Source organism: Bradyrhizobium sp. LM2.9 (assembly GCF_054056555.1).
This window is the reverse complement of record NZ_JBSRYJ010000002.1, coordinates 1,159,871-1,172,962: the sequence shown is the minus strand read 5'-3', so window position 1 is coordinate 1,172,962 and position 13,092 is coordinate 1,159,871. Positions and strand designations below refer to the sequence as shown.

The 13,092-nt window shown below is 63.7% G+C and carries 11 protein-coding genes and 2 pseudogenes; 7 read left to right on the top strand and 6 right to left on the bottom strand.

Annotated features, from left to right (window positions below):
• Nucleotides 1-16 precede the first annotated feature (16 nt).
• The 7 genes and pseudogenes from ACVWW3_RS06875 (at nt 17) to ACVWW3_RS06845 (ending at nt 7,645) form a co-directional block, all read left to right on the top strand.
• Nucleotides 17-1,159: an AI-2E family transporter gene (locus ACVWW3_RS06875; protein WP_456671913.1), complete on the top strand. Its 1,143-nt coding sequence runs from the start codon at nt 17-19 to the stop codon at nt 1,157-1,159.
• On the top strand, nt 1,140-1,739 hold the full coding sequence (locus ACVWW3_RS06870; protein WP_456650516.1) for a hypothetical protein: 600 nt from the start codon (nt 1,140-1,142) through the stop codon (nt 1,737-1,739). Before ACVWW3_RS06875 ends, ACVWW3_RS06870 begins: the two co-directional genes overlap by 20 nt.
• Nucleotides 1,740-2,225, top strand: a complete 486-nt coding sequence (locus ACVWW3_RS06865) for a DUF992 domain-containing protein (RefSeq protein WP_456650517.1) — start codon at nt 1,740-1,742, stop codon at nt 2,223-2,225. It begins immediately after the preceding gene.
• 35 nt (nt 2,226-2,260) lie between these two features.
• Nucleotides 2,261-3,506: pseudogene (locus ACVWW3_RS06860) on the top strand (efflux RND transporter periplasmic adaptor subunit).
• Nucleotides 3,503-6,633 (top strand): annotated as a pseudogene (locus ACVWW3_RS06855) (efflux RND transporter permease subunit). The pseudogenes ACVWW3_RS06860 and ACVWW3_RS06855 overlap by 4 nt, the downstream one beginning before the upstream one ends.
• A 164-nt stretch (nt 6,634-6,797) precedes the next feature.
• Nucleotides 6,798-7,355: an HdeD family acid-resistance protein gene (locus ACVWW3_RS06850; protein ID WP_456650519.1), complete on the top strand. Its 558-nt coding sequence runs from the start codon at nt 6,798-6,800 to the stop codon at nt 7,353-7,355.
• Nucleotides 7,356-7,378: 23 nt separating this feature from the next.
• Nucleotides 7,379-7,645: a twin-arginine translocation signal domain-containing protein gene (locus ACVWW3_RS06845; RefSeq protein ID WP_456650520.1), complete on the top strand. Its 267-nt coding sequence runs from the start codon at nt 7,379-7,381 to the stop codon at nt 7,643-7,645.
• Between the two features lie 188 nt (nt 7,646-7,833).
• Here the strand turns inward: ACVWW3_RS06845 and ACVWW3_RS06840 are convergent, their stop codons facing one another.
• Genes ACVWW3_RS06840 through ACVWW3_RS06815 form a run of 6 tightly spaced genes read right to left on the bottom strand, consistent with a single transcriptional unit; the run spans nt 7,834 to nt 13,085 of the window.
• The gene (locus ACVWW3_RS06840; RefSeq protein ID WP_456650521.1) at nt 7,834-8,961 is read right to left on the bottom strand and encodes a mandelate racemase/muconate lactonizing enzyme family protein; all 1,128 of its coding nucleotides are present in this window, start codon (nt 8,959-8,961) and stop codon (nt 7,834-7,836) included.
• Nucleotides 8,962-9,009: 48 nt separating this feature from the next.
• Entirely contained in the window at nt 9,010-10,047 is a 1,038-nt protein-coding gene (locus ACVWW3_RS06835) for a tagatose 1,6-diphosphate aldolase (protein WP_354105867.1), read from the bottom strand.
• Entirely contained in the window at nt 10,044-10,469 is a 426-nt protein-coding gene (locus tag ACVWW3_RS06830) for a PfkB family carbohydrate kinase (protein ID WP_456671912.1), read from the bottom strand. The genes ACVWW3_RS06835 and ACVWW3_RS06830 overlap by 4 nt, the downstream gene beginning before the upstream one ends.
• Nucleotides 10,462-11,004, bottom strand: coding sequence for a PfkB family carbohydrate kinase (locus ACVWW3_RS06825; RefSeq protein ID WP_456671911.1), 543 nt, complete (start codon nt 11,002-11,004; stop codon nt 10,462-10,464). Before ACVWW3_RS06825 ends, ACVWW3_RS06830 begins: the two co-directional genes overlap by 8 nt.
• Nucleotides 11,001-12,074: an ABC transporter ATP-binding protein gene (locus ACVWW3_RS06820; protein ID WP_456650522.1), complete on the bottom strand. Its 1,074-nt coding sequence runs from the start codon at nt 12,072-12,074 to the stop codon at nt 11,001-11,003. The genes ACVWW3_RS06825 and ACVWW3_RS06820 overlap by 4 nt, the downstream gene beginning before the upstream one ends.
• 6 nt (nt 12,075-12,080) lie before the next feature.
• Entirely contained in the window at nt 12,081-13,085 is a 1,005-nt protein-coding gene (locus tag ACVWW3_RS06815; RefSeq protein WP_456650523.1) for a zinc-dependent alcohol dehydrogenase family protein, read from the bottom strand.
• Nucleotides 13,086-13,092: the final 7 nt, after the last annotated feature.

Sequence of the window (13,092 nt, the reverse complement as noted above, 5' to 3'; positions counted from 1 at the left end):
TCCCCGAGTTCCCCCGATGAGCGACGTGACGTCCGGACAAGAGCAACTCCACGAGAGCGCGATCCGCACGACGCCGGCGATCGAACACGGCCCGCGCAGCATTCTCGCAACGGGTCTCGCTCTGCTCGGCGTAAGCGTGGCCCTCTTTTTGATCTGGAAAACCGTCTCGAGCCTGCTCATCATCTTCGCGGGCGTGCTGTTTGCAGCGCTTCTGGATGCCGCCGCAAGGGCGATTGCGCCTGTCGTCCGCCTCGGTCGCATCTGGCGCCTGACCTTGGTGCTGCTGCTGCTCACTGCGGCGGTCGGACTTGGCCTCGTGTGGGGAGCCGGCAAGCTTCCGGAGCAAACTCGTCTTCTGCTGAAGGTCATGGACACCCAATTTGACGTCCTGCAGCAGCATCTTCTGACCTATGGCGTCGATCTGCTCGGTCCCGAATGGGGCCGGGATTTCACGCAATGGCTGGTCTCCGACCAAGGCCGGTTCTTCAGCCACGCCCAATTCGTCCTTGGCGGAGCGTCGAGCTTCCTGACTGGCGTGCTGGTGATCCTGTTCCTGGGCATCCTCTTCGCCTTCGATCCCGATAGCCACCGCGAAAGTCTCGTCATACTCGCGAAGCCGTCCTATCGCGCACGGATGCGCGGCGTGATGGACCAGATGGGAAGCGTCCTGCGGCTCTGGTTCGTAGGACAACTTATCCGCATCGTCCTGATGACGCTGTGCGTCTGGATCGCGCTCTACTGGATCGGGCTGCCTGGTCCCTTCCTGCTTGGTTTGCAGGCGGGCTTATCGAACTTCGTCCCGTATCTCGGGCCGATCGTCGCCGCAATTCCGATCGCGCTCGTCGCTATGCCGCTCGGAGGATCGCCGCTGATCTGGGCCGTTGTCGTGTATACCCTGATCCAGTCGATCGAAGGATACGTGATCGGCCCCCTGATCCAGCGCCAAGCCGTCGAAATCCCCCCGGCCTGGACACTTTGGTGGCGATCGTGCTGCTGGGCGCCATGTTCGGCGTCATGGGCATCGCGCTCGCCATGCCACTCGTCGCGGTCGGCCGGGTCGCGATCATCAGGTTCTACGTCGAGGACTATCTCGGCGATCCCCCGCTGGTGGTCAACAAGGGACGATCCTGAGGTGCCGCATGAGCGAGCTCGAAGCTGAACGGAACGCCGCAACGGGTCCGCCGTCAATACATCCGGGGATGACCCGCTTGCTGTGGCAGCAGCTGCCCTACATCGTCGCGCTTGTGCTCGCCATTGCGGGCGTCGCCTACACCAATGCTTCGCATCAGCCTCTCGTCGGCTATTGGGAATTCCTTGCCCTTGCCATCGGCGTAGTCTGCGTCATCAACAAGTGGCCCGAGGTCGACGGCAGGGAGGAGCGCTGGCGGCTAATCTGGACCCAGGCGCTGCATTGGGTCGCCGTCTTGGTCGCGATGAACATCATGCTGGTATCCGGAGTTCAGCAGTTGCTGCCGACGCCGGCGACAAGCCTGGTTCTCCTTACCTTGCTCGCGCTCGGGACATTCCTCGCCGGCGTCAGTCTCCAGTCCGCCCAGATCGCCTTCCTCGGCCTTGCGATGGGCATCACGGTTCCGGCGATATCCTGGCTGCAGCACTCCATCATCTTCTTCCTGTTGGGCGCCGTCCTGCTGATTGGCCTCGGTATCACGTTCTGGCTCCGTCAGGACCGCAGCCCAGCGAGCTTGCCCGACAACACTGGAAGCCAAACGGAGGCCTGAATGCGCATTAACCTGCTTCTCGCAATCATCTGCGGATTCGCTTTGATGTGCGCCGATGCCCTGCCCGCGCGCGCGGAAACGTTCCGAGTCGGCCGGCTTATATGCGCCAGCACACCACGCGTTGGGCTGGTGCTTGGCTCCGCGCAGGAGCTTCGTTGCGTATTCACGACCACACGCCCGACTCGGCAGTACGTCTACGACGGGCGGATCAGGCGGGTTGGTCTCGACATCGGCGTGACCAGCGCCGGAAGCCTCTCATGGGCCGTCTTCGCCAGGAACTCGCGCGTCGGCCCCGGCACGCTGCGGGGGAGCTACGTGGGCGCGAGCGGCAATGTCGCGTTCGGTCCCGGGCTCGGAGCAAACGTTCTCATCGGAGGTTCTCGCCGGACGATTGCGCTCCAGCCGCTGTCGATCGAGCGATCAATCGGATTGAACCTTGCGGCGGGGATTACGAACCTGACACTCGGCCCGCGCGGACAGCGATAGCAGCTTGTCCCAAGCCCTGGAGCCGGGAGCGGACAATGGACCTTGCGGAAATTTCGGTCAGGATGCTGGCGGCGAGTTTCCTGACATTCATCGCTGGCGGCATGGCCTTAGCACAGCCAGCCTCCAGCGCTCCGCCTGCTGTCGGCATCGTCGAAGCGATCAAGCGACCGATCACCGAGAGCAGCGAATTTCTCGGGCGGATCGAGGCGGTCAATCGGGTCAATATCGTGGCTCGCGTCACCGCGTTTTCTGGAACAGCGACTGTTCGTCGACGGTGCCGAGCTTAAAAAGGGCGCCCCGCTCTACCGGCTCGAGCGCGGCCCGTTCGAGGCCGATCTTGCGTCAAAGCAGGCGCAGGTGGCCCAGCTCCAGGCGATGCTCGAGAACGCCAAGCTGACGACCGAGCGCGCGCGTACGCTGCTCAGTGGGCCAGCCGGTCAGCAATCGACCTACGACGCAGCGATCGCCAACGAGCGCAGCCTGGAAGCCCAGGTCCAGGCCGCACAAGCACAAGTCAATGCGTCCCAGATCAACCTCGACTACACCATGATCAGCGCGCCGATCGACGGCAAGATCGGACGCACAGCCGTGACTGAAGGCAATGTCGTCGGTCCAAGCTCGGGCGTGCTGACCACGATCGTCGGCCAGGATCCGATGTACGTCACCTTCCCGGTGCCGCTGCGTCAGGCACTCGAACTGCGCGAACGTTATGGACCGCAAGGGGGTCTGGAAGCCGTGGTGATCCGGCTGCGACTGCCCAATGGCCGCATGTATGGCCAGTCCGGCAAGCTGAACTTTGTCGACAACACGATCGCCCAGAATACCGACACGATCACCGTGCGCGGCGAGATCGACAACCCGATCCTGCGCGCGCCGTCCGTCGCGGGCGTGACCGTCCACGAACTGACCGACGGCGAATTCGTTACGGTCGTGCTGGAAGGTATCCAGCCCATCGAGGTGTTGGCGGTCCCGCGTTCGGCGGTGCTGTCCGATCAGCAGGGCGACTACGTTCTCATCGTCGGCACCGGCGACAAGGCCGAACAACGCCGTATCCAGCTTGGGCAGTCGACGCCCACCATCGCTTCCGTCATCAATGGCCTCGCCGCCGGCGACAAGGTCATCGTCGAAGGCCTGCAAAGGGCTCGTGCGGGTCAGGCGGTTTCGCCGGGTCCGGCCAGTGCGCTGATCCAGTCGAGCATGAAGGCCGGCGCAAGCGACGCACCCTCGTTGCCAGACCGTGGCGCCTCGACCGCCACGCGCCCGGAGGACAAAAAACCATGATGTCCGCCGTCTTCATTGATCGCCCGCGACTTGCGATGGTCGTTGCCTTCATCATCACCATCGCAGGCGCGCTCGCGCTGACGCGGATCCCGGTAGCGCAGTTCCCGGACATCGTGCCGCCGCAGGTCACGGTCGCCGGCACCTTTCCCGGCGCGTCTGCCGAGGTCGTGGAGACCAGCGTCGCTCAGCCCCTCGAAGCGCAAGTGATCGGTGTCGATCGTGCGCTCTACATGAAATCGACCAGCGGCAACGACGGCAGCTACACCCTGACGGTGTCGTTTGCGCTCGGCACCGACCCCGATATCAACACCGTCAACGTCAACAACCGGGTGCAGAGCGCGCTGTCGCAATTGCCCACTGAGGTACAGCAGCAGGGCGTGACGGTGCAGAAGAAATCGTCGGCGATCCTGCAATTTCTGGTGCTGTACAGCGCCGAAGGTCAGCAGGACCCGCTGTTCATCACCAATTTACGCGATCATCAACGTGCTCGACGCGATCTCCAGCACACCCGGCGTCGGCCAGGCTCACCTGTTCGCCAAGATGAATTACTCGATGCGGATCTGGTTCGATACGCAGCGGCTGACCAGCCTCAATCTCACGCCCTCGGACGTGATCGCAGCAATTCGCACGCAGAGCGTCCAGGCGCCGGTCGGCCGCATCGGTGCGCGTCCGATCAGCGACGACCAGCAATTCCAGTTCAACGTGCAGACCCTGGGGCGGCTCGCAACGGTCGACCAGTTCGCCAATATCGTGCTGCGCGCAAACCCGGACGGTTCGACGCTGCTCGTCAAGGACGTCGCCCGGGTCGAGATGGGCGCGCAGAACCTTGACAGCGAAGCGAGGATCGACGGGCGCGCCGCGGTGCCTCTCGCGATCTATCTGGCGCCGGGCGCCAATGCCGTAACGACCGCGCAGGCGGTCGCAGCCACGATGCAGCGGCTGTCCAAGCGATTCCCGACGGGGTTGAGCTATCTCGTGCAGTACGATTCCACGAGCTTCGTACGAGATACGATCTCGGAAGTTCTGCGGACGCTGGGCGAGGCATTCGTCCTTGTCGTGATCGTGGTTTATCTGTTCCTCGGCAATCTTCGCGCGACGGTGATACCGGCCGTTGCCGTGCCGGTCAGCCTGGTCGGCACCTTCGCCGTGTTGCTGATGCTCGGCTATTCAGCGAATACGGTGTCGCTGCTCGCAATGGTGCTCGCCATCGGCATCGTCGTGGATGACGCCATCGTCGTCGTGGAGAACGTCGAGCGTGTGATGGAGGAAGAACCGGATATTTCGCCGACCGAGGCCAGCAAGAAGGCCATGAGGCAGATCACGGCGCCGATTGTTGCGATCACGCTGGTGCTGCTCTCCGTCTTCGTTCCGATCGCCTTCATTCCCGGCATTTCCGGCACGTTGTTTCGGCAGTTTGCGGTGACGATCAGCGCCGCCATGATAATCTCGGCGCTCAATGCGCTGACCCTGTCGCCCGCTTTGTGTGCGCTCATCCTACGGCATACCGGACCGCGGCGCGGCATGATCGGACGCGTTCTTGACGGCATCGACTGGATTCGCGACCGCTACAGCGGCGGTGTACGACGTCTGCTGCGCGTGGCGAGCCTCTCGCTCATACTCGCCGCAATGTTCGCGGCCGGCATTTTCGGGATGTCGCACCTGACTCCGACAGGGTTCCTTCCCGAGGAAGACCAGGGCGCCTTCTTCACCTCGATACAGCTGCCGGACGGCGCGTCTGTCGCGCGGACCAGCGAGGTCACCGGACAGATCGAGCGCGTCCTGACGCAGATGCCTGCGGTCGACCACGTCTTGGCCATCATAGGTTTCTCCCTGCTCGACGGGGCGTCCGAGCCCAACAGTGCGCTGGTGGTGACGCGCCTCAAGCCGTTTTGCCGATCGCAAGGCGGCCGCGGATTCGGTGCAGGCGTTGATCCGGCAGACTTACGCAGCCGGCGCGCAAATCCGGCAGGCCAATGTGCTACCGTTCAATATGCCGCCGATCATCGGACTCTCGACCTCAGGCGGGTTCGAATACCAGCTCCAGGCGCTGGAAGGACAGGACCCAGCCGCGATTTCCAGTGTCACGAGTGCGTTGATCGAAGCGGCCAATGCCGATCCACGACTGACGCGCGTGTTCTCGACCTTCACCGCGACCAATCCATCGATCTATCTCGACATTGATCGCCGCAAGGCGCAGGCGCTCGGCGTGACCATCAGCGATATCTTCACCGCCCTTCAGGCGACGCTGGGCGGCATCTACGTCAACAACTTCAACCTCTTTGGACGCACCTGGCAGGTCAACGTGCAGGGCGAGGCGCTCGACCGCGCCGACATTTCCGATATCTGGCGCATCTATGTGCGCAACAATACCGGTCAGATGGTTCCGATGCGGTCGCTCGCCGGCATCAAGATCGTAACCGGACCTCAGGTCATCACCCGCTACAACAATTATCGCTCGGTGACGGTGAATGGCAGCCCGGCGCCAGGCGTCTCGTCGGGCACCGCGATAGCGGCCATGGCGGAGATCTCCAATGCCGTACTGCCCCCGGGCTACAGTTTCGAGTGGACCGGCACCGCCTATCAGGAGCAACAGGCTTCAGGACAAACCGGAGCGGTGCTCGCGCTCGCCGTGCTGTTCGCCTATCTGTTCCTGGTGGCGCTCTATGAGAGCACGATGATCCCGATCCCGGTGCTGCTGTCCGTCGTTGTCGGCGTGCTCGGCTCCTATATCGGGATCAAGATCGCCGGCCTCGATCTCGATCTGTATGGCCAGATTGGCCTCGTGGTGCTGATCGCGCTTGCCGCCAAGAACGGCATCCTGATCGTGGAATTCGCGAAGGAGCGACGAGAAGCCGGGACGGAACTTGCGGAGGCCGCGATCGAGGGTGCGTATATGCGGTTCCGCGCGGTCATGATGACCTCGGTTGCCTTCATTCTCGGGCTGCTGCCGCTGGTGCTCGCAACCGGCGCCGCTGAACTGAGCCGCAGGGCGGTCGGGACCGCCGTCTTTGCCGGCATGCTCGGCGCAAGCTCGATCGGAATCTTTATGGTGCCAATGCTCTATGTGACATTCCAGCGCCTGCGCGAGCGCCTGAAGGCACGATCGGTTCCGGCGCGAACCACCTGACCCGCGCGTCCAGAACGCCGGGAAGCACTTTCCGGCAGGCTTCGGGACACGGCGAATATTCCCGCCGACACATTCAGGGTTTCATCGGATGTCGATGTTGCGCGGCGGCGACTAGCGTTTCCGTGGCGCCAACTTGATTGGCCGCCGGAATGCGGGAGGATGACGTGGCCACCTACGATAGCAGCCCCCAGGTAAAGACCTTTAGTTCTCCATCCCGGTGGACATGCGCGCTCCTTGGCGTCGTGATGATCGCGGCCGGCATTTTGGCGCTGGGCGACATCGTCTTCGCAACGATCATCAGCGTCAAGCTGATCGGGCTTACCGCAATCCTTGCCGGTGCATTCGAGATCATCCACGCCTTCTGGACAAAGGGATGGGGCGGATTCCTGTGGCAGATCCTGCTCGGCGCGCTCTATCTCGCGTTCGGGTTGCTGCTGCTCACGCAGCCGGCGGCCGGTGCCCTCATCTTGACCTCCCTGCTGGGCGCGGTTCTGTTGGCATCGGGCATCATCCGGTGCGTGCTGAGCTTTGCACATTGGCGACAGGGTGGCTGGCTGATGCTGGTTTCTGGCGTCATCGGACTGCTCGCCGGCTTCCTGATCGTGTTTGGCTTCCCATCCATCAGCGTCTGGGCGCTTGGATTCCTGCTGGGAGTCGATCTGATTTCGCACGGGCTCGCTTGGCTGCTCTACGCGCTGCAATCCCCGCGGAGAGCCGCTTAACCTAACCCGAAGAGGAGAAAACCATGAACGCTCCCAGCCGTCGCGATTTCCTCGGTCTCGCCCAAAACGCCGTCGCCGCTGGCGCGGTTGGCGCGATTGCACTTCGCTTCATCGGCACAGCGGAGGCGATGCCGGTCGCGTCCAACCCCGGACCTGCCGATAAGCGGCCCGACTTCGTGACTGAAGCACAGTGGGGTCCCGGTTGGGGGCCTCCGCCGCGCCGGCGTCGGCGCCGATGGGTTTGCTGGTGGCATCGCGGCCGCCGTGTTTGCGGCTGGCGCTGGTTCTAATCGGATCGACCGGTCCGCAAGCATCGAGCATCTGCGCCTACGGGCACCCTCCGTGAGGATCGCCTACTCACCTGGGAGCCCCTGGGCCTCATTGCTCGCTTTCCACGCCTCGAAATCGTGGCCAAAGAAATCGAGGTCAATCAAGAGTGATCCACAGTGGCCAGAAGGCCGACAGATCGCCCGCAAGTCTAACTGCTGCGATAGCGTTCGATATATGAAAGTTCAGGCACTATTCCGAGCCCCGGATCCTGGTCCAATTCAACCGTGCCCTCCCTCACATTGAGGATCGGGCCACAAAACAGATCGCGCAACGGATTGTCATTGGCATCGACTTCCAGCCAGCCGTCGCCACCGATACCGGCGAGAACATGCGCGGACGCAAGCAAGCCGAGGCCGCCGCCGAGATAGTGCGGACAAAAGGTCTTGCCCGCCTTCAGAATGTCGCGAGCCAGTCCAGCGCAGGCGCTGAGCCCGCCCCACTTCGCGATATCGGGTTGGACCACGCCGAGCACGTCTTCGGCCAGGGCTTCCTTGAAGCCTTCGACGCTCGAAATGTTTTCGCCGGCGGCAATCGGCATCTTCGCCTCGGCGCGCAGCTTGTGCCACTCCTCGCGCGGCCGATCGGCCCTGATGGGCTCTTCCAACCAACGCAAATCAAATTCGGCAAGGCGCGGCATCATCTCCAGCGCCTGCGCGACTGACCAGCCTTGATTGGCATCTGTGGCGAGCATGTCGGCACCAACGATCGCGCGCAGTGCAGCCAGATTGGCGAGATCGGTCTCGGCTCCGAACCCGACCTTCAGCTTCAACGCGCGATGGCCGCGCTTGAGCGCGGCTTCGGCTGTTTGCGCGGCGCCGCCGGGATTGATGCCGCTGGCATAGACCTTGATCCTGCGCGACTGCCCGCCGAGAAGCCGCCACAGTGGCAAGCGCTGCCGACGCGCGGAGAGATCCCACAGAGCGAGATCGATGCCCGAAATCGCCTGCGCGAACGGGCCGGGCTCGCCGCATTGAAGCGCAAGCACCTCGGTGCCCTTGGTCAGGACCTCGAATGCCAGCGCGGGACTATCGAACTTGCGCCCTACGAGGCCGGGCGCGAGCACCTCGTTGACGAGCCGTGCGCGATGCTCCGCCCCCGGTGCGGGGAAGTTGGACCAGGCTTCGCCCCACCCCTCGACGCCGTCTTCGTCGACAGCACGAACGAAGACGGCGGGGCGGTTGAGCATTTTTCCGAACGACGTCACCACCGGCGTCGCCAACGGATAGCGATAGCAGAACGCCTCGATCGAGCGGATGGTGAAGCTGTCAGTCGTCATGTTGCAGATCCTGCGAGCGAGATCGGACCACGCTGAACTGCCACCCTCTCAATAGGCGCGCGCGAAGTCACCTTCCTGCTTGATATCAGTGAACACAGGAAAGCGCGCCTTCCACGGCGTGCCTTTGGCCGTGGTCAGTTCGCTGAGCCGTTCGAGCACGTTGAGGCCATCGTTGCGCAGGCTTGCCGACACCGCCGCGCGGTCCGGAAAATTCTTCAGGACGGCATCGAGCCAGATGGTGCGGCCGGCGAGGAAGCCGCCGGCGCCCGCAGCATAGGCGAAGTCGAGGACGCGCTCGAACTTTTCGGGCGCAGCGCCACCCGACAGCAGCACCCAGGGGATGTTGCGCTCGCGGCAGAGATCGCCAATCGAATCGAATTCCTTCTGCGCGGCTTTCGCTTGCGCACTGCCGTCGCGGGCCGGCAGGCTATTGGCCGCCAGCGGGCTCTCCAGCTTGAGGAGATCGACGCAGTATTCCGGCTTGGCAAACTCGCGGACGCTGTCGATGACGAGGCCCGGCAGCTTGCCCGGCGACTCCACGTAATCAGCGGTGTGATTGGCGCTGCCGAGGAACGGATAGACAAGCAGTTCGAGGACATAGGGAATGTCGTGGCGGGCGCAGTCCTCGCCGATCTCGCGGACAAACCGCTTCTGATGTTCGTTCACCGCGGCATCGGCATCCGGCCGGTACCAGGCCAGCACCTTGACGGCATCGCTCCCCATGGCACGGATTTTCTCCACGCTCCAGTTGGTGATTGCGCGTGACTTGCGACCGCCTGCGGTTTCTTCGACGCGATGCTCTTCCAGCGTCATGATCAGGCCGCAGCGCGGCGGCAGCAGATCGATCGCGGCAGGCACCGCGAAATTTGGGTCGAACAGCATCGAGCTGCAATGCGGCGCGAGGTTCTCGACCAGGAGACGCTTGGCCGCCGTCACGTCGGAATATTCGACCTGATCCCGCGCGATGCCTCTTGCTTTCGCGATAGCATCGAAAAGTGGCGGCCGCTGATCCAGCGCGACCATGCGAAAGTGGCCATCCGCGTCTGCGAGCCGTGCCAGGCCGCGGTTCTTTCCAATCGTTCTCATGGCTTCGTCCTCATGAATGCAAGACACTCGTTGATGGTGGGGATTCCGTTGCGGCCGCCGGCGTGGCGGCATTTCATCGCAGCTGTCGCTGCCGAAAACGCCATGGCGGCGCGCACATCGAGGCCGACGCCGATCGCAAGCGCATAGGCGCCGTGGAAGACGTCGCCCGCGCCGGTGGTGTCGACGACATCGACCGCAAACGCGGCCTGCTGGTGCAGTTGGCCATTCTCGTACCAGCTCACGCCCGCATCACCGCGCGTGACGGCGATGACATGGCAGCCGAAGCGCGCGAGCGAGGCAAGAGATTCATCTCTAGCCGAGCCGGCAAAGGATGTGAGCGCGGGTTCGGAGAAGATCGCGTGGTCGGTCAAGGGCAGCAGCCGCTCGAATACGTCGGCATCGGCCACGTCGCCGTCAAGCACCGCCGGGAATGCCGCGCGCGCGGGCTTCACGGAACAACGTTGCGGCACCTTCGACCCAGCGCGGATCGGCCAGCACGGAGGATGCGCGGGCGACCGCTTCGAGCGGAAGCCAATCCGCAGCTTCCGGGAACAGGCCACGGAAGTTGACGATCTGCCGCTCACCCGAACGGTCGACGATGATTCCGGAGACGGAGGAGCGGCCGTCGGGAAACAGCCGGAAATTATCGACATCGACGCCTTCGGCAACAAACGCGGAGCGCATCTCCGCGCCCGCGGCATCATTGCCTGCCCGGCCCCAGAACGCGACGGAAGCGCCGAGCTTTGCCACCGCGACCGACGCATTGGCGGCCATGCCTCCGCCAAGGGTGCCGTAGCCGGCGGCCTTGATCTTCTCGCTTCCACCCGCGAACAGACGATCGACGCGCCAGACCTGGTCGAGCGCGGACAATCCCAGGCAGACCACCTGCACAGGCCGGGCCCCGGACGCCACGTCCGCCAGCGCCGACATATCTCCGATGTTCGCCGACGCGCTCACCGCAAGACCTGCCCGTTGGTCGCATCGAACAAATGGGTCTTGCCCGCCTGCGGACGCAGGCCGAGACGATCGCCGACCTTTGGCCGCAGGGACGGATCGACCCGCGCGATCGACGACACGCCGGCGAGATCGAAATGGATCAGCGTATCCGAGCCGAGCGGCTCGACGAGCTTGACGTTGATGGCGATGCCGTCGGCGGCATCGGGAGCAATCGTAAAATGTTCAGGGCGAATACCGACGACAGCGCTGCCGGCCTGCCGCAGGCGGCCCGCGGTCTCGCCATCCAACGGCAGCGTTGCTCCTCCTTGCGAAAGGATCGCACGCTCCTCGCGCCATTCTACGGCGAAGAAATTCATGGCGGGCGAGCCGATGAAGCCGGCCACGAACTGGTTGGCCGGCCGCTCGTAGACCGTCTCCGGCGTGTCATATTGCTGGATCGTGCCGCTCTGGAGTACGACGATCCGGTCCGCCATGGTCATGGCTTCGATCTGGTCATGGGTCACGAAGACCATGGTGGTCTTCAGCTCCTGCGACAGCGCCTTGATCTCCGCCCGCACCTGCCCGCGCAGTTTTGCGTCGAGATTGGACAGCGGTTCGTCGAACAGGAACGCCTTGGGATTGCGCACGATCGCGCGGCCCATGGCGACACGCTGGCGCTGACCGCCGGAGTGCTCCTTCGGCTTGCGGTCGAGATAGGGCTCGATGTGCAAAAGCGCGGCGGCGCGCTTCACCCGCGCATCGATCTCCGCCTTCGGCGTCCCCCGCAACTCCAGCGCAAACGACATATTGTCGTAGACGCGCATGTGCGGATAGAGCGCGTAGTCCTGGAACACCATCGCGATGTCGCGCCGCGCGGCCTGGACGCCGTTGACGCGCTTGTCGCCGATATAAAGGTCTCCCGATGAAATCGGCTCGAGGCCCGCAATGATGCGCAGCAGGGTCGACTTGCCGCAGCCGGACGGGCCGACGAACACTACGAATTCGTGGTCAGCGATCTCCAGATTGAGATCGGGGATCACGGTGAAATTGCCGTAGCGCTTGACGAGGTTACGGATCGATATCGAGGCCATGATCGTTTAATCCAGCGCCAGAACTGGCTTGATCAACTCGCCCTTGGCGAACCGCGCGAAATTCCCGGGCAGAGCCGACAGGCCGAACTCGCCATCGACGAGCACGCGGTACTCGTCCTTGTACTTGCGCAGCAACTCGACATTCGGCTCGAAGTCCGACACCGGGAAATAGAAGGTCCGGATCATGTAAAAATCCTTGCGGCGGAACACCTTGCCTTCCTCGATAGTCCAGGGCGCGGCGTTCTCGCCGACCAACACCAGCGCGCCCCGCGGCAGCACGAGTTCGATCCCGAGGTTGCGCGCGGCATGCGCGCCGGAGCATTCCATGATGAGGGCAAAGCGTTTTGAGGCATCGCCCACCGGATGCGCCTTCGCACCGAACGATTGCGCGATCTTCAGGCGCGCCGCGTTCGGATCGGCGATGTGGATGTCGTCGTAGCCGAGCGCACGGAGCGCCAGTACGACGCCGAGACCGACAGGCCCTGCTCCCATCACGAGAACCGGCCCCGCCTCGCCCGGCGGCACCACGCGGCTGACAAAGCGCACGGCGTGGCCGGACGTGCCGATGGTGTCGAGCAGGAGCGGCGCGAGGCTGTCCTCGATATCGTCGGGCACCGGAAGCAGGCAATTTTCCGGCACCGGCACATATTCGGCATAGCCGCCGGGCCTGTTCCAACCGATCAGGCTGGAGACTTCGAGGCACATCTGGGTATCGCCGCGCTTGCAGGCGGCACAGTGATCGCAATGCAAGGGAATATAGACGGCGCAACGGCGGCCATGCAGGCGGTGACCGGGCTGCTCGACGACGCCGAAAATCTCGTGGCCAGCGGTGAACTCGGCGCCCTTGTGCCAGAGCTTGAAGTCCGAACCGCACAGCGCGGTGCGCGAGACACGCACGAGGAGCTCGCCTGCCCCGACGTCAGGCATCGCCACCCGCTCGATGGTGATGCGGTCGTGGCCGTGGAAGACCGCCGCCTGCATGATCGAATTCGGTCGTGGTGACAAATTCATCAGATAC

What these genes read in the sequence shown, in the direction of transcription:
- ACVWW3_RS06820 (WP_456650522.1), bottom strand. Translation starts at nt 12,074, where the DNA reads ATGGCCTCGATATCGATCCGTAACCTCGTCAAGCGCTACGGCAATTTC.
- ACVWW3_RS06840 (WP_456650521.1), bottom strand. Translation starts at nt 8,961, where the DNA reads ATGACGACTGACAGCTTCACCATCCGCTCGATCGAGGCGTTCTGCTAT.
- ACVWW3_RS06835 (WP_354105867.1), bottom strand. Translation starts at nt 10,047, where the DNA reads ATGAGAACGATTGGAAAGAACCGCGGCCTGGCACGGCTCGCAGACGCG.
- ACVWW3_RS06845 (WP_456650520.1), top strand. Translation starts at nt 7,379, where the DNA reads ATGAACGCTCCCAGCCGTCGCGATTTCCTCGGTCTCGCCCAAAACGCC.
- ACVWW3_RS06865 (WP_456650517.1), top strand. Translation starts at nt 1,740, where the DNA reads ATGCGCATTAACCTGCTTCTCGCAATCATCTGCGGATTCGCTTTGATG.
- ACVWW3_RS06815 (WP_456650523.1), bottom strand. Translation starts at nt 13,085, where the DNA reads ATGAATTTGTCACCACGACCGAATTCGATCATGCAGGCGGCGGTCTTC.
- ACVWW3_RS06870 (WP_456650516.1), top strand. Translation starts at nt 1,140, where the DNA reads ATGAGCGAGCTCGAAGCTGAACGGAACGCCGCAACGGGTCCGCCGTCA.
- ACVWW3_RS06875 (WP_456671913.1), top strand. Translation starts at nt 17, where the DNA reads ATGAGCGACGTGACGTCCGGACAAGAGCAACTCCACGAGAGCGCGATC.